Origin of the sequence: Arsenicicoccus sp. UBA7492 (assembly GCF_002479615.1) — a bacterium.
In the GTDB taxonomy this organism is placed as follows: domain Bacteria; phylum Actinomycetota; class Actinomycetes; order Actinomycetales; family Dermatophilaceae; genus Arsenicicoccus; species Arsenicicoccus bolidensis.
Genome location: NZ_DLOE01000002.1, coordinates 1 through 16,567 on the forward strand (window position 1 = coordinate 1; position 16,567 = coordinate 16,567).

Below are 16,567 nucleotides of genomic sequence, written 5' to 3' on the forward strand. Positions count from 1 at the left end.
CACACTCAGGTCGGAAGAGCCGCTTTCAGCGTCGGCAGCAGTTCTGTCACGACCTCGCTGGATGCCACGCACCAGACAGCGAGTGCCCACTCGGCCATCCCCAGCTCGTCGTCAACCGCTTCGCGTTGCTCCTTCCACCAACGAGCATTGCTCTGGTTAGCACGCGACTGCGCCAACAGTTCGGACGGATCCGCCGCCGTGCCGAACGGCGTCGAGCCAGGCCTCCTCGTGTACCCCTCTCGGAAAGGCGAGGCCGCGCCGATGATTGCGATCTCCGAAGCGAGCCAGCATCGACGGGCATGCGAGTAAAGCGCCGCCGCTGACTCGGACCAGGGGAAAGTGCTGCCCTTGTGCCCAGCCTTGAAAGCTCGCTTCTTGGCGATCTCCGAGTACTCGGAACCTGCTCGCCCGAGCTGCTTGAGCGCCTCGCTCCTCCGCCTGGCTGATTGCTCATCGCCGTCGCCGAAAGCACTCGCAGAGCTGGCCAAGAACCCTCGCGGCGACAGTGCGACTGCGACTTGCGCGGGAAACGACCGCGTCGAGGTGACGTCGGGGCATTCCCCGTCCAGCACAGCGTCAAGTAGCGCCGACTCCAGCTCGCCTCCCGGTTTGGGGACGAGCCCGGTACTGAGGATGAGTTCGGCCGTCCCAGGGCTGAGCTCGACTTTCTCAAATGCTGCTGGCTTCCCCGCGCCGGCTTCGCAATCGCCGCCGAGTTTGAACCAGGAATCCTGCTGAGGAGTGCCGATGGCCGCCGCTGTCTGCTCGCACCACCAGGCGTCGAAGTCACCTCGGCGGCCGAGCAGCTCGCGCAGGACACGGACCCGCTGATGATTGTCGCCGTCACCTGGATCCTGACGGATCAAGGACGTGAGCCTGGCCCAAGTGGGGTCTGGGCCGTCTTCTTCCGGCAAATCAGGCATCTCCGGGAGCGCGACGATGTCATGACGGTCCAGAGCCGACAGCAGCACCTCGCACCCCACATCGGAGCAGACGGCCGCGATCACCTTGCGCGCTTCCCGTGGGCGGCGTAGGAACACGCCATCGGTGAGCAACGCCCATGCCGCAAGGAAGGACGCGGGGGTTGCGCTTGTCTTGAGCTCCTCCTCAATCCCGGCCGTGAGTGCGTAGATCTCGTGGCCCTTCGCATTTCCGCCGTAGAACCGCACTGTGTTGAGCCAGAAGGGCCGCCTGAGCAACTCACGTAGGACGTCGGCGCGGTCGAAGTCTTTCGAGCCCTCGCCCGCGTACAGGTAGAGGAACCGTGCGGCGAAGTACTCGCGCAGTGAGAGGACCTCGAACTCGTAGGTCCCATCAACCTTGCTGGTCAAGGCCCACAAGCGGTCGCTGGCCCCCTCGAAGAGTTGGTCCACGATGGACTCACGATTGCCGTAAGTTCGCTGGAAGTGCTGCATGGCCGCCTTGAGTTCATCGACACTCATCCGGCCGTTGATCTGTGAGTCCTCGGTGTGCGCATGGATGTACCATCCCAGGAACGGGATGATCTCGAGCAGTTCCTCTTTGTGCTCCCGGACCGACTTGGGATGCTTGTTGGCCTCTCTGGCCAGTAGGAGGTCGACGTACTTGTCGTATAGGTCGGTCCGTTGGGTGGGAGTGGCCGCACCTTGCTCGTGAAGCAGATCAAGCAGAATCGTCAGCTGCATCGGGTTGCCAGCCAGCTCATTGATGTACGGCTCGCTGCTTTTCTCCTTGAAGCTAGTCCGAAGTGAGCGACCTTCCCTCCCCTGGATACCACGTACCCCGCACCACTTACGCAGATAGGAGTTCCGTTGCTCGACGGTGAGTTGATTCAGGGCCAAGATCTCGAACCGCTGGGGTGACGGCTCGGGGAGTTCACCGGCGCTGGGTCGAGTTGTGACCACTACCTTCGGTGGGTTGGGGCTGGCGCTCCCGCGATCAACGAACTTATCGATCTCTTGGACAACTCTGCGGCGCAGAGTAACGCTGCCAACTTCGTCGAGACCGTCCAACATGACGAGGCTGGGCACGCGATCAAAGATGTCCTGCACAGTCTGCGCCCCCACGGTGAGACCACCACTCTCGTGAGCAAGGAGGTCAGCAATGAAGCACTCAACCGTCGCCTCCCGACCCCGCGGTGCTCTCTTCTTGCGCAGGCTACCGCTCTCGGGGTTGTCCCACGGGTCCATGCCCCCGAGCCAGAGCGCATAGTCGCTCAGGTCCAGGCGTACAGGGAAGCGCGGATGCTCAAGCTTCGGCAAGGAATCGAGCGCTTGCCCCTCGGGAACGAACGAGTTGCGGTGTACTTGGCACACGTACTGGCTGAGGGTCGACTTGCCTTGCCCCGGCGCGCCACGAACGAGAGTGCAAAGTGCTGGGTCCTCCAACAGGTATGTGGCGGCTCCACCGACGCTGCCAAGCGTCTGTGAACCCTTCCCCAAACTGTGCACGCGCCTCGGCGATCCCGCATCTGCCAGGACAGGAACCCCATGACCCCGACCAGCACACCTTCCACACCCCCCACAGCGACCTCAGCCGCCGCGGCGTCCGGCTCGCGGCCCGGGCCCACGGCCGGCCCGCACTCGGTCCACGCCAGCCGGAACCTGCGCCGACGGCGCGGACTGACCGAAGAAGCAGCGATCGCCGCGATCGACCAAGCCTGCCGCCGCCTGCGCCTCCCCACCGTGCGCGCCGTCGTCGACGAAGCCCTCGCCGTCGCGACGAAAGAACAGCTCACCTACCAAGGCTTCCTCGCCGAGCTCCTCCTGGCCGAGGTCGACGACCGCGACCGCCGCTCCAGCGCACGCCGGGTCAAAGCAGCCGGGTTCCCCCGCGACAAGTGGCTCGCCGACTTCGACTTCACCGCCAACCCCGCGATCAACCCCGCCACCATCCACGAACTCGCCACCGGCGACTGGATCCGCCGCGGCGACCCCCTGTGCCTCATCGGGGACTCCGGCACCGGCAAGTCCCACCTGCTCATCGGCCTGGGAACCGCGGCCGCCGAACAGGGCTACCGCGTCCGCTACACCCTCGCCACCAGGCTGGTGAACGAGCTCGTCGAAGCCGCCGACGACAAACAGCTCGCCAAGACCATCGCCCGCTACGGCCGCGTCGACCTCCTGCTCATCGACGAGCTCGGCTACATGGAACTCGACCGACGCGGCGCCGAGCTCCTCTTCCAAGTCCTCACCGAACGCGAAGAGAAGAACGCCATCGCCATCGCCTCCAACCAGTCCTTCTCCGGCTGGACCGACACCTTCACCGACCCCCGCCTGTGCGCAGCCATCGTCGACCGCCTCACCTACAACGGCACCATCATCGAAACCGGCACCCACTCCTACCGACTCGCCCACACCCGCGCACGCAATCAGGTCGGCTGACACCGCCCACTCCCCGCTGGCGGTAGCCGCCGCGGGGCGGCTACCGCCCCCGTGGGTCTGACCAGCCGGGGCGGGGGCTCGCCGTACCCGTCTCCAACACGACTGGCCCCCCGTATGGGGCCTTCACGTGCATCAAATCTGTCAGTGCGCGAGCCCTGCGCGACGTGTGCCGCCGGCACCATCGACCGACCGCACACGACGCGCAGGGGCGGGTCATTCCTTCCCATCGAGGGCGGCTCTGCGGTGGCGCCATTCCGTCTCGTCGATGTCGCCCCGGGCGTACCGCTCGTCGAGGACGGCCAACGCGGTCGACGTGGCGGTGGCCGTGGCTCGCTCGCCGGGCGCGGTCACCAACCAGTAGACGAGCGCGGCGATCCCGCCCCAGAACAGGAGCATCATCGTCATCATGAATACCCAGCCCCAGGACATCTCGTGAAACATCGTGGTGAACATGGCCTCTCCTTCCGGTCGACGGGCGTGTCGATGGACCTATCGAATGCGTTGCAGGTGGAGTTCGTACCGGGACCGTATGAAGAACTGCTCAAGATCGGTCCGAGCATGTTGGCCACCACTCGAGCTCCGGCCACACTGGCGCCATGACCACCGAACCGACCAGCACCCGCGTCCTCGTCGTCGAGGACGAACCCGTTCTCGCGGGAACGGTGGTGAACTATCTGTCGCGAGCCGGGATGGAGGCCCGATCGATTGGTGACGGGCTCAGCGCCGTGGAGGTTGCCAGGTCTTGGTCGCCTGAGGTGATCGTCCTCGACCTGGGGCTTCCGGGCCTGGACGGGGTTGAGGTGTGCCGTCAGGTGCGGACCTTCACGGACTGTTACGTGTTGATGCTCACGGCACGGACGGACGAGGTCGACACCCTGGTGGGCCTGTCGGTCGGGGCGGACGACTACATGACGAAGCCGTTCAGCGCGCGTGAGCTCGTGGCGCGGGTTCAGGTGCTGCTGAGGAGGCCACGCGCCGCGTCATCGGGCCGTTCTGTCGGGCAGGCTCGCCGGGTATTCGGCGAGCTGATCCTCGATCCGGGGGCCCGCGAGGTCACCGTCGCGGGATCCGAGGTGGGTCTGACCCGAACGGAGTTCGACGTGCTGGACGCGTTGTCTGCGCGACCGAATCTCGTGTGGAACCGTCGGCAGCTCATCGACGAGATCTGGGGTGTCGACTGGGTCGGGGACGAGCACCTCGTCGATGTCCACGTCGCTCACCTGCGGAGGAAACTGGGCGACGATTCCGCAAACTCTCGCTTTGTGCGGACGGTGCGCGGCGTGGGCTACCGGATGGGGCAGGGCTAGTGGCGCCGGTCCGGCCGGGGCGCCGGGCCATGCCCCTGTCCCGACGGCTCGTCATGGCTCAGGGGGTCGTGGTCGCGGCGATGGCGTTGTCGGTCGTCGTCGTGGCCGCACTGGTCGCGCCGCCGCTGTTCGACCTGCACATGCGCGAGGCGGGCCACGATAAGCAGCCAGGTGTTCTCGACCATGCTGAGACGGCCTTTCGTGATGCCGGTGTGGTCGGTCTCGGCGCCGGCGTCATCATCGCGGTTCTTGGCGCGGTCGTCGTCAGCGGGCTGCTGACCCGCGGGCTGGGCCGGCACCTCGACGCCCTCGTAGATGGCGCCGAGCGGGTCGGGCATGGGGTGTACAACCAGCCGGTGCCGGCTGTGGGGGGTAGCCGAGAGCTCGATGCCGTCACGGAGGCCTTCAACGACATGGCGGAACGGATCGCGGCCTCGGAGCAGGCACGGCGCCGGATGCTCACCGACTTGGCCCACGAGATGCGGACACCGATCGCGAGCCTGCGGGTGACGGTGGAGGCGCTCGAGGACGGCTTCGTCGACCTCGACGAGCACACCGTGTCGGTCTTTCACGACCAGCTGAGCCGTCTGACCCGACTCGCCTCGGACATCAAGGACGTGTCCGCCGCGGAGGAGGGACGCCTGGACCTGCACCGGGAGCTCGTCGACCTGAGCGAGGTCCTCGCGGCCTCGGGGCGCGCCTTCGGCCCCCAGTACACCGACGCCGGGGTCGTCCTCGACATCGACAGCGGTACGGCATCCGGCCGCCGTGCGCTCGTGCGTGCCGATCGTGCCCGGGTCGGTCAGGTCGTCGACAACCTGCTGCGCAATGCCTTGCAGCACACTCCCTCGGGTGGTCAGGTCAACGCCAGCGCCGACATCCCCGCCGATGCCGGTGAGTGGGTGCGGATCGTCGTGAAGGACACGGGCATCGGCATCGATGCCCACGATCTGGCGCATCTGTTCGAGCGGTTCTACCGGGCCGACACGAGCCGCCCCCACGACAGCCAGACGGGCACGGGGGTCGGGTTGTCGATCTCGAGGGCCATCGCCGTCGCCCACGGCGGCACCTTGACCGCGCACAGCCGGGGTCCGGGCCACGGCGCGACCTTCGTGCTGACCCTGCCGGCCGCGGCAGTTGGTTCGTAGCGTGCGCGCCGTCGCGGTCTTCATCGTTTCTTCGTCCCACGACGACGAGACCCCCGGCACGGCAGCCAGAGGGTAGGGACACCGCTTCGGCGAATCCACCCGCTCCTCGAAGGAGAGCACGATGCAGACCTCGACCCGTCACATGCTTCTCATGTTCGCCCCCGCCGTCGTCATCGCCGGTGTGCTGCTCGCGCTCGGGCGGCCCGTCTCCGACGCGATCATCACCGCCCTGGTCCTGAGCTGCCCACTGCACATGGTCATGATGATCATGGGCGGCCACCAGCACGGCCACCCGTCGACATCCGGACCGGCCGACGCAGCCCGTGAGGGTGCGTCCACCGACGTGCGCGGTTCGCACCTGCCGCACACGCACTGACCACTGCCGACCGGCTCGGCACCCGCTGCTTCCGGCCCCAGGACACCTGCCCGGGGGCCGGCAGCGGCGTCCCCGTCCCGAAGGGGTCCGGCGATCTTCATCGAACCTTCATGACAAGCCCAGGGGAACGTGAACACCTGCCCTCCACGGTGATGACATGACCGCACTCACTCGTCGCCAGATCCTCGCCGGTGGCTTCGGCCTCGCTAGCCTCGGAGCCCTCGCCGCCTGCTCGTCGGGCTCGTCGATGGGCGACATGCCCGGCATGGGCGGCGCGACGACGAGCAGCGCGAGCACCGGGCACGCCATGGGCGCCATCCCCACCGCGACGCCCCTGACCCCCAAGCCCGGCCAGAAGGTCGTCACCGCCACCCTTCGTCCGCGCCCCGTGACGCTCGACCTCGGCGGCATCCACGCGAACACCTGGGCGTACACCGACGAGCTCGGCACCGCCCCCTTCCGTGCCTCCGCGGGCGACCTGCTGCGCATCACCGTCGACAACCAGCTGCCCAGCGACACGAGCGTCCACTGGCACGGCATCCGGGTCCGCAACGTCGCCGACGGCGTGCCCGGCGTCACCCAGCAGCCCATCGCGAAGGGCGCGCGCTACCTGTACGAGTTCGAGGCCCCCGACGCGGGCACCTACTTCTTCCACCCGCACACCGGCGTCCAGATCGACCGCGGCCTGTACGCACCACTCGTCATCGACGACCCCAAGGACAAGGGCGGCTACGACGCCGAGTGGGTCGTCGTCCTCGACGACTGGACCGACGGCATCCCCGGCGGGAAGAACCCCGACACGATCCTCGCCGACTTCCAGGCCAAGACCGGCCCGATCTCGACGGGCATGAACCACGACATGTCCGGCATGGACCACGGCATGGCCTCCCCGCTCGGGGACGCGGGCGACATCGCGTACCCGCACTACCTGATCAACGGGCGGATCCCCGCCGCCCCCAGGACCTTCACCGCCAAGCCCGGCCAGAAGGTCCGCATCCGGTTCATCAACGCCGGCTCCGACACGATCTTCAAGGTCGCTCTCGGCGGGCACACGATGACGGTGACGCACTCCGACGGCTACGCCGTCCAGCCGCAGGACACCAAGGCCCTGTACATCGCGATGGGAGAGCGCTACGACGTCCTCGTCACCCTCGCCGACGGCGCCTTCCCCCTCGCCGCCGCGCCCGAGGGAAAGAAGGGCACACCCGCCCTCGCCGTGGTCCGCACGGGTGCCGGTACAGCCCCAACCCCATCGACCCCGGTCTCCGAGCTTGCCGGTGCCGCTCTCGTCGGGACCTCGCTAACCGCGGCCGACGCCGCGAAGCTGTCCTCGAAGGACCCCGCCCGCACGGTCGATGTCCAGCTCAACGGGCAGATGAAGCCCTACGCGTGGGGCATCAACGGCAAAAAGTTCGGCGAGGACACACCCATGCAGGTGCGCGAGGGAGAGCGGCTGCGGATGCGGATGACGAACATGACGATGATGGCCCACCCCATGCACATCCACGGCCACACCTGGGCCCTGCCCGCCAGCGGCGGGCTGCGCAAGGACACCGTCCTCGTCCTGCCCATGCAGACCGTCGAGGCCGACCTGCAAGCCGACAACCCCGGCACGTGGATGTACCACTGCCACAACATCTACCACGCAGAGCTCGGCATGATGACCAGTCTTCGCTACGCCTGAGGCCCACCCAGCCCCCGGCCCCGACCCTGCGATCGGGCCGACCCACCGCTCACGAAAGACATCCGGATCATGCCCCGACACCTCGCCCTCGCGCTCACGGCTGCTGTGCCCGTGGTTGCGCTCGTCACGGCGTGCGGCGGCTCGGCCGACCCCGGCTCGACCGCCCCGACGACATCGACATCCGTGCAGGGCGCCGCTCCGCCGACCTCGGCGGAGCGCCCGGCTGGTTCGTCCGGTACGCAGCCAGCTGCTGCGGCAACCAGCGGTGGGACCGGTGCGTCGACCGCACCGACGGCCGCGGTGCCCGTCCGGGCCCCGCAGGGCGCACTGCCCGGCGAGCACGTCCACGGGCTCACGCGTGCCGGCGACGGCACGATCCTGCTCGCCACTCACGACGGCGCCTACCGGGGGACGCCCGGCGGTTGGGAGAAGGTGTCGCCGTCGGTCGACCTCATGGGCTTCGTCGCGGTCGGTCCGACGCTCTATGCCTCGGGCCACCCCGGACAGGGCTCCGACCTGCCGAACCCGGTCGGGCTCCTGCAGTCGACGGACCAGGGGAAGACATGGACGTCGATGTCGCGGGCCGGTGAGTCGGACTTCCACGCGCTCGGCGCGGGCAAGGGCCTCATCGCAGGCTTCGACGGCCGGCTGCGCATCAGCACCGACGCGAAGTCCTGGACCGACGTTCAGATCCCCGCAGCACCCTTCGGGCTGGCGGTCTCGCCCGACGGCACGAGGATCATCGCCACGACCCGACAGGGCGCCCTGACCAGCACCGACCGAGGCGCGACGTGGGCCGAGGCATCAGGAACCCAACCGGCCCTGGCCGGGTTCGCGTCCGACGGCATGGTGTACGGGCTCGCTTCCGACGGCGCCCTCACCGCCAGCCACGACGGCGGCACCACCTGGGCGGCGACCGGTGTCACGGTCTCCCAGCCGGTCGCCTTCGCCGTCACCGCGTCCGGCGAGATCCTCGTCGCCACCGCCCAGGGCGTCGTCTCCTCGACCGACGGTGGAAAGACGACCCACCCTGCCTGACGCCGCTCCACCCCGATCGCCGCGGACCGACGTGCGCTCCGGCCCGCCATCCCACCTCACCCCAAGGACGCTCATGACCTCGCGCTCTCGCCGAACCGCCCTCACGATCGCTCTCGCCGCACCCGTGCTCGCGCTCCTGGCCGCCTGCGGTGGCACGAACGGACCCGGCTCCACCTCGTCGACCATCGGATCGCCGACGTCACCGGCATCGTCGACGGCTGCCGCAGCCTCCGCCTCGACGACCATGTCCATGCCGCTGTCCTCATCCGACTCGACGGGCCCGTCGGGCACGACCTCGTCCACCCCCGCGTCGCCGGCGTCGAAGACCGGGCTGACCGGGTCGATCTGGGTCGCGGACGAGAAGGGATCGAGCCTGAGCGTCATCGACGCGGCGACGCTGAAGGTCGCCTCGACGGTGACCGGCGTCCCCGGTCCGCACAACGTCCAGGCCATGACCTCGATGCCGATGATCTGGGCGACGAGCAGCAGCAGCGGCGGATCGGCCGTCATGCTCGACGCCGCGTCCCTCGCGCAGCACGGCGTCGTCAAGGTCGGGTCCCACCCGGCGCACGTCGTCGCCAGCGCGGACGGCATGACCGCGTACGTGTCGAACTCCGGTGACGGCACCATCTCCGTCATCGACGCCATGCAGATGAAGGTCGTCGCGACCATCCCTGTCGGCCCCAAGGCGCACGGCATGCGGCTCAGCCCGGACGGCAAGACCCTCGTCGTCGCCGACATGGGCCGCACCACTCTGAGCGTCATCGACACCGCCTCCCGGAAGGTGGCCGGCACCGTCGAGGTCGGCAAGGCACCCGCCCAGGTCGCCTTCTCCCCCGACGGGAGGTTCGTGTACGCGTCCCTGAGCGGCGAGAACAAGCTCGCGAAGGTCGACCTGGCCTCCCGCACGCTCGTCGGTACGGTCCCGGTCGGCCCCGGCCCCATCCAGACCTTCGTCACCCCCGACGACCGGTACGTCCTCGTCGCGAACCAGGGCACGCAGGACAAGCCGGGCGACACCGTCTCGGTCGTCGACACGAAGACCCTCACCGTGACGAAGACGATCACGACAGGGAAGGGCGCCCACGGCATCGTGATCGCCCCGAACGGTCGCTACGCCTTCGTCACGAACACCTACGCCGACTCCGTCTCCGCGATCGACCTCACGACCCTCGCCGTCACCGCCACGATCCCCGTCAAGGCCGGCCCCAACGGCATCAGCTACTCCAGCACCGTCGTCACGCCCCGCCCCGACGTCGCCGTGACGATGGCCCCTGGCAATAACGGACACGACGGCCACCACTGACGCGAAATACCCCCATGGGGTATCCGGTTGACACGGGTACTCACGCGACCAAGGAGCGGTCATGACCAGCCACGACCACGAGAACGACCCAGACGCGACGTCCCTGATGACGGATGAGGGGTCGGGGCGCGGACGCTACACCTGCCCGATGCACCCGGACGTCCCCCGCGACGTTCCCGGCCGGTGCCCCCGATGCGGCATGAACCTCGTCGCCGCCAGCGCCGACGACGCGGCCGGAGACGGCGACGCATCCCATGAGCACCACCACGGTGCCAGCGCTCCTCAGCCCACGGACCACGGCGACGCAGCCACGCAGACTCCGCCGTCCGCCGGGAGTCCGGCCATAACCGCGGACGTGGAGTACACGTGCCCGATGCACCCCGAGATCCGGCGTGACGCACCTGGCTCGTGCCCGATCTGCGGGATGGCCCTCGAGCCCGTCACCGTGAGCCTCGACGACGGCCCCAGCCCCGAGCTGCGCGACATGACGCGCCGGCTGTGGGTGGCGGCCCCGCTGTCCCTGGTCATCCTGGTCGTCGCGATGGCCCCGCACCTGCTCGCCGGCCCATCGATGCTCATGGAGGGGCGTACCTGGCAGTGGGTCCAGCTCGCCCTGTCCGTCCCCGCTGTGTGGTGGGCCGGCTGGCCCTTCTTCGTTCGGGGCGTCGCCTCGGTGCGGGCCCGCTCGCTCAACATGTTCACCCTGGTCGCCCTCGGCGTGTCCATGGCGTGGCTCTATAGCGTCGTCGCCGTCCTCGCGCCGGGCCTCTTCCCACCCACCCTGCGTCAGGTGGACGGCACCATCGGTGTGTACTTCGAGGCCGCCGCCGTCATCGTCGCCCTTGTCCTCGTCGGCCAGGTCCTCGAGCTGCGCGCCCGGGAGAAGACCTCCGGCGCCATCCGCGCCCTCCTCGAGCTGGCCCCCGCCACCGCGCGCCGGGTCGGCCCCGACGGCACCGAGGTTGAGGTCGCCATCGACGAGCTCCATACCGGTGACCAGGTCCGTGTCCGCCCCGGCGAGAAGGTCCCCGTCGACGGAATCGTCGCCAGCGGAGCCGCCTTCGTCGACGAGTCCATGATCACCGGTGAGCCCGTCCCCGTCGAGAAGTCGACCGGCGAAGCTGTCGTCGGCGGGACGATCGCCCAGGGCGGCTCCCTCGTCATCGAGGCCACCGGCCTCGGGGCCGACTCCGTCCTGTCCCGCATCGTCGCCATGGTCGCCCAGGCCCAGCGCTCTCGCGCACCGATCCAGGGCCTCGCCGACCGCGTCGCCGCCTGGTTCGTTCCCGCCGTGATCCTCGTGGCCGTGGCCTCGTTCGTCGTCTGGCTGCTCGTCGGCCCCCAGCCGCGCCTGACCTACGCGATCGTCGTCGCCGTATCCGTCCTGATCATCGCGTGCCCATGCGCCCTCGGCCTCGCCACCCCCATGTCGGTCATGGTCGGCGTCGGGCGTGGAGCCAGTGAGGGCGTCCTCGTGAAGAACGCCGCGGCCCTGGAACGCATGGAGAAGGTCGACACCGTTGTCGTCGACAAGACCGGCACCCTCACCCGAGGTCGCCCCTCCCTCACCACGACCCTCTCCCTGACCGGCATGGCCCCCGAGCGAGCCCTCGGGCTCGCTGCGGCCGCCGAGGCCGGGTCCGAGCACCCCCTCGCCCGCGCCATCGCCACGGCAGCGCCCACGCCCGCCCACCCCCTGCTCGTCACAGACTTCACCGCCCACCCCGGCGGCGGCGTCACAGCAAGCGTCGACGGAAACGCCGTGACCCTCGGTAGCCCGGCCTTCCTCGCCACCCGTGGCATCGACACTGTCGACATCACCAACCAGATCGAGCAGCTCCGCTCCACCGGAGCCACCGTCGTGGCCTTCGCTGTCGACGGCATCACCGCAGCCCTGTTTGCCATCGAAGACGAGATCAAGGACACGACACCCCAGGCCATCACCCAGCTCCACGACCAGGGCCTGCGCGTGGTCATGCTCACCGGCGACAATGCCACCACCGCCCGCGCCGTCGCCGCCCGCCTCGGCATCGACGAGGTCGAGGCCGACGTCCTGCCCGACCAGAAGCACGAGGTCGTCCGACGCCTCCAGGGCGCCGGCCACGTCGTCGCCATGGCCGGAGACGGCGTCAACGACGCACCCGCCCTCGCCGCCGCCGATGTCGGCATCGCCATGGGCACCGGCACCGACATCGCCATCGAGTCTGCCGGACTGACCCTGCTCGGCGGCGACCTCACCGGCATCGTCCGCGCCCGCCAGCTCTCCAGAGCCACCATGCGCAACATCCGCCAGAACCTCGTCTTCGCCTTCGTCTACAACGTCGTCGGCATCCCCCTCGCCGCCGGCATCCTCTACCCCACCCTCGGCTGGCTCCTCTCTCCGATCATCGCCGCCGCCGCCATGGCCCTATCCTCCGTCAGCGTCATCACGAACGCACTGCGCCTCCGGAGGGTCCGCTGACGCCCCTCACCAGGCCGTCGAGCACAACGCAGGGGGTCACGCACCCGACTCAAGCCGCGCTACAACCAATGAAGTCCGGATCCCGTCCCCCCGCAACTCAGCCCCGGGGCACGTTGCCCGCGCGAAGCGCGGGGCGGGATCTCGCCGCTCATCGCGAACAATCAGCGCGTCGGGATCGCACCCGTCACCGACTGAGCCACGAGACACAGGCGCATCCCGTGGGTCCTGCTGTCTCTCAGGTGGGGCCGAATCACACCGTCATTGCGGGGCCAATTCGGCTTGACATAGCCAACCTAGGCTGGCCCGAAGTCCAGAGCGGCGCGGTAGGCGTCGATGAAGGTTGCGACGCCATTAGGGAAAGTCGCCTCGCCGCAGGCCGCCCCGGCGGGCATGCCGAACAGGTGGCGGGTCCACGCGCGAAGCGGGAGCGAGAGATGGACGAGGCACGACGGGTGTTCGGTCTCCCACCCGCGAAGAAGCCTGCACGCGAGCTCAGGACCTACGGCTTCGGTGGCAGCGTGACGGCTTCTCGCTGACCGTTCCTGTGGCGCGACTCCGCGCGAGGGGTCAAACCACGGGGAGGAAGGCGTTGAGTCGCCGCATCAACTCCTCGGCCCGGTCCAGCGTCGAAGTGGCCAGGGACGCCTTGCCAAGCGCCCCGCGCATCAGGGCACCCGCAGGGGCGTAGTGGTTGAACTGTCCACCGTTGATGCCTTCCGCTGCAAAGTACTCCTGGACTCGACTGGTGAGCCGGTCTCCCTTGGGGATATCGGAGGCGACAACCTTACGGCCCTTCAAAACTCCTTGGTATGACTCGTTGACCAACTTCAGATAGACGGCATCAGTGAAGAGGTCCTCCAGGTCAGCCTCCTGCTTGTTGAGGACTTCGCCCACCTGGACGATCCCCGTGTTCCCAAGACGGCCCAGTTCCTTCAGGCGCTGGATCGTCTTGGCCTCCTTGGGCGAGGAGTCCGTCAGCACCGCAACGTTCATCTTGTTGGCCCCGAAGAGGGAGAGGAAGGAGGGCAACTTCGAGATGCCGCCTCCGGGAGTCACTACCCAGCGGGGATCGAGGCCCTCCCTACCCTGCGACCGCAGCGCTTCGCTGAGGTGGGTCAGGAAGACCACATCGGATGGCCCTTCGACCAGAAGCACGTTGGGCCCCACCCACAGCGTCTGTGTGAGGTCGACTCCCATCGCGGCCATGAGTGGGAACACCGTGTCACTGTCAGCCTTCAGGACGTCTGCCGAGACGGTCGTGCCGCCATCCTCGCGGTCCTCCACCGTGCGTACGCGATGCATCCTCTGCGGGTCGACCATGAACGGCGAGTGCGTCGTGAAGAGCACCTGGTGCCCGGGAGCCAGTCGCTCGTCAAGGAAGCGCAGGAGGTCTGCCTGCGCCTTTGCGTGAAGACTCAGGCCTGGCTCATCGAGCAGGAGGATCAGGGGACGGCTCGACTCCTGCTCGATCTCGGAGAAGTAGGCGAGGAACGAGAAGAACCATACGAAGCCGCGCGAGCGCTCATCGAACGGGACCGTCACGTTGTGCTTCTGGTTGAGCACCCGAATCTGGATCGTCGGCCCTGGGTAGGGACCCGTTGTCGAACTACCTACCCGCAACTGGACGCGCAGGTTCGTGTTCTGCGACCAGTAGGTGAAGACCTCTTCTGTGATCCCGTTGGAGGCGTTCTCCACGTCGCGGATGAGGTGCTCGTCGCTCTCCGGGTTGATGAAGTCCTCCGGCTCGACGCTCGCCAAGTGGAGCAGCGATAGAAAGGCGCGCTCGCCCCGGCTCAGGTCTTCAGCGTCACGGTGGGCGATGAGTTCCTTCACGTTGATCTCGCCCGGCATGGAGTCGTACTCACCGAAGTAGACGAACTTCGGGCGTCGCTGAATCAGGAGGTCGATCACACCCAGCATGGGAGACGACTTCCGCCACTTGGCCACCCGAGCCAGCACCTCGGTTGCCTCGGTGTTCGGGTCCTCCAGTCCCTCCAAGACCTCAACCAGTCCGCTCACCGATTTGGAGCCCTTGGCAGCCTTCTGTGGACCAGCGGGAAGGTCAAGGTCACGCGCGAGATGACGTACGACGGCTTCCTCGTCCAGCCCCACTGCCCAAGTGCTGCTGCCGTCGTAGAGCGTCGTCACCGTGATCGTCCTGGATGACAGCGCGCTCTCACCCATCCAGTCCTCCACCGACTGGACATCGCCGTCATCGAGGAGGTAGGTCAGGGTAGTGACCTTCATTTTCCCCTCGGCCTTCCGCCTCTCGCTCGTGCGCGTCGTGGGATAGTCGAGCCCTTCATCGAAACTGGCACCGTCGTGAGAGTGACTCTTGTTGAGCGCCTGGAGCACCGCTGTCTTGCCGGACTCGTTCTTCCCGACGAGGCAGGTCACGTCCGGCTCGACCTCGAACGCGTCCATCTCCTCGATGCTGCGATACCGACGGATCGCCACCTTCAGCAACTTCATGGTGTACCCCATCCTCTGCGCGAACCTGTTGAGTCGAAGCCTACGGCGGGGGTCCGACAAACTGCGCGGTCCTGGCTCCCGCACTCACGGGGCCAACCCAGTGACTCGCGGTCGGGACTGCTGCAGGGGTAGGTGACAGCCGATCTGTGGTGCCGTCTGGTGCCACGGGAGAGGATGTGCTTCATGCCCAAGCCCCACCCCAAGGAGTTCCGCGAGGACGTCGTGCGCGTGGCTCGCAACCGTGAGCCTGGTGTGACGTTGAAGTCGATCGCGGTGGATTTCGGGATCAGCGAGTCCTGCCTGACGAACTGGATGTCCGCCGCTGCGATCGAGGACGGCACCCGCCCCGGTGTCACACAGGCCGAGCATGAGCAACTGCGCGAGGCGAAGAAGCGGATCCGGTTGCTGGAGCAGGAGAACGAGGTCCTGCGCCGCGCGGCGGCGTACCTCTCCCAGGCGAACCTGCCGGGAAAATGATGTACCCGCTCGTCCGTGAGCTCGCCGCCGACGGGATCCCCGTCGTGGTGACGTGCCGGGTCCTCAAGATCGCCCGCCAGCCCTACTACCGATGGGTCAAGAACCCCGTCACCACAGCCGAGTGCGCGCAGGCGTACCGGGCGAACGCGCTGTTCGACGCCCACCGTGACGACCCCGAGTTCGGATACCGGCTCCTGGTCGACGAAGCCCGCGAGCACGGCGGGCAGGTCATGTCCGACCGGACGGCGTGGGCGATCTGCTCGGACAACGGCTGGTGGAGCGTGTTCGGCAAACCCCGCAGGGGCCGTCACCGCCGGCCGGGACCGCCGGTGCATGACGATCTCGTCAACCGCCAGTTCACCACCTTGGCGACCGGCCCCAACCAGGTGTGGTTCACCGATATCACCGAGCACAAGACCGGTGAGGGCAAGCTGTACATGTGCGCGATGAAGGACGCCTGGTCCGGGCGCATCGTCGGATACTCCATCGACTCGCGCATGAAGGCCCGCCTGGCCGTGAACGCCCTGGACAACGCCGTCGCCGCTCGCGCAGCGGCCGGCATGCCCGTGGCCGGGTGCATCGTCCACGCCGACCGCGGATCGCAGTTCAGGTCAACAAAATTCATCACCGCGCTGCGCCGTCACGGGCTACGCGGGAGCATGGGCCGCGTCGCGACGTGCGCCGACAACGCAGCCATCGAGAGCTTCTGGGCGCTCCTGCAGAAGAACGTCCTGAACCGTCACCGCTGGGCCACCCGTGAGCAGCTGCGGACCGCGATCGTCACCTGGATCCACCGGACCTACCACCGGCGTCGTCGTCAAGCCCGACTCGGCCGATTGACCCCCATCGAGTACGAGACCATCATGGCCACCACCACCCCTCAGACCGCGCCCGCGGCCTGACACACCAACTGTCACCTACCCCTGCAGCAGTCCC

The 16,567-nt window shown here is 68.0% G+C and carries 12 protein-coding genes; 9 read left to right on the top strand and 3 right to left on the bottom strand.

Features of this window, described 5'->3' with window-relative positions; genetic code table 11:
* Positions 1–5: 5 nt before the first annotated feature.
* Positions 6–2,168, bottom strand: a complete 2,163-nt coding sequence (locus B4E97_RS00020) for an NACHT domain-containing protein (protein WP_205621900.1) — start codon at positions 2,166–2,168, stop codon at positions 6–8.
* A 432-nt stretch (positions 2,169–2,600) separates the two neighbouring features.
* Between B4E97_RS00020 and istB the strand changes: the two genes are divergently transcribed.
* A complete protein-coding gene (gene istB / locus B4E97_RS00025) occupies positions 2,601–3,362 on the top strand; it encodes an IS21-like element helper ATPase IstB (protein WP_029212756.1) in 762 nt (253 codons plus the stop codon).
* A gap of 213 nt (positions 3,363–3,575) precedes the next feature.
* Here istB and B4E97_RS00030 read toward each other — a convergent pair whose 3' ends face one another.
* Positions 3,576–3,815, bottom strand: coding sequence for a hypothetical protein (locus B4E97_RS00030; RefSeq protein ID WP_019287866.1), 240 nt, complete (start codon positions 3,813–3,815; stop codon positions 3,576–3,578).
* 143 nt (positions 3,816–3,958) lie between these two features.
* Here B4E97_RS00030 and B4E97_RS00035 point away from each other — a divergent pair, with 143 nt between their 5' ends.
* The 7 genes from B4E97_RS00035 to B4E97_RS00065 all read left to right on the top strand — a co-directional run bounded on the left by B4E97_RS00035 (position 3,959) and on the right by B4E97_RS00065 (position 12,682).
* Positions 3,959–4,669: a response regulator transcription factor gene (locus B4E97_RS00035; RefSeq protein ID WP_019287867.1), complete on the top strand. Its 711-nt coding sequence runs from the start codon at positions 3,959–3,961 to the stop codon at positions 4,667–4,669.
* A 68-nt stretch (positions 4,670–4,737) separates the two neighbouring features.
* Positions 4,738–5,817 (top strand): sensor histidine kinase, encoded by a 1,080-nt coding sequence (locus B4E97_RS00040; protein WP_286958208.1) that lies wholly within the window; start codon positions 4,738–4,740, stop codon positions 5,815–5,817.
* A gap of 121 nt (positions 5,818–5,938) precedes the next feature.
* A complete protein-coding gene (locus B4E97_RS00045) occupies positions 5,939–6,193 on the top strand; it encodes a hypothetical protein (protein ID WP_019287869.1) in 255 nt (84 codons plus the stop codon).
* Positions 6,194–6,350: 157 nt separating this feature from the next.
* Positions 6,351–7,877 carry a multicopper oxidase family protein gene (locus B4E97_RS00050; RefSeq protein ID WP_019287870.1) on the top strand — a complete coding sequence of 509 codons (1,527 nt, stop codon included), beginning with the start codon at positions 6,351–6,353 and terminating at the stop codon, positions 7,875–7,877.
* A 69-nt stretch (positions 7,878–7,946) separates the two neighbouring features.
* Positions 7,947–8,915, top strand: coding sequence for a F510_1955 family glycosylhydrolase (locus tag B4E97_RS00055; RefSeq protein WP_019287871.1), 969 nt, complete (start codon positions 7,947–7,949; stop codon positions 8,913–8,915).
* Positions 8,916–8,988: 73 nt separating this feature from the next.
* The gene (locus B4E97_RS00060; RefSeq protein ID WP_029212753.1) at positions 8,989–10,221 is read left to right on the top strand and encodes a cytochrome D1 domain-containing protein; all 1,233 of its coding nucleotides are present in this window, start codon (positions 8,989–8,991) and stop codon (positions 10,219–10,221) included.
* A gap of 61 nt (positions 10,222–10,282) precedes the next feature.
* On the top strand, positions 10,283–12,682 hold the full coding sequence (locus B4E97_RS00065; RefSeq protein WP_286957562.1) for a copper-transporting P-type ATPase: 2,400 nt from the start codon (positions 10,283–10,285) through the stop codon (positions 12,680–12,682).
* A gap of 567 nt (positions 12,683–13,249) precedes the next feature.
* On the opposite strand, the gene B4E97_RS00070 is transcribed toward B4E97_RS00065, so the two are convergent.
* Positions 13,250–15,154, bottom strand: a complete 1,905-nt coding sequence (locus B4E97_RS00070) for an ATP-dependent nuclease (protein WP_029212752.1) — start codon at positions 15,152–15,154, stop codon at positions 13,250–13,252.
* Positions 15,155–15,337: 183 nt separating this feature from the next.
* Between B4E97_RS00070 and B4E97_RS00075 the strand changes: the two genes are divergently transcribed.
* A protein-coding gene (locus B4E97_RS00075) for an IS3 family transposase (protein WP_286958209.1) occupies positions 15,338–16,533 on the top strand; the annotation gives its coding sequence in 2 pieces (ribosomal slippage) (positions 15,338–15,622 and positions 15,625–16,533; 1,194 coding nt in all).
* Positions 16,534–16,567 lie beyond the last annotated feature (34 nt).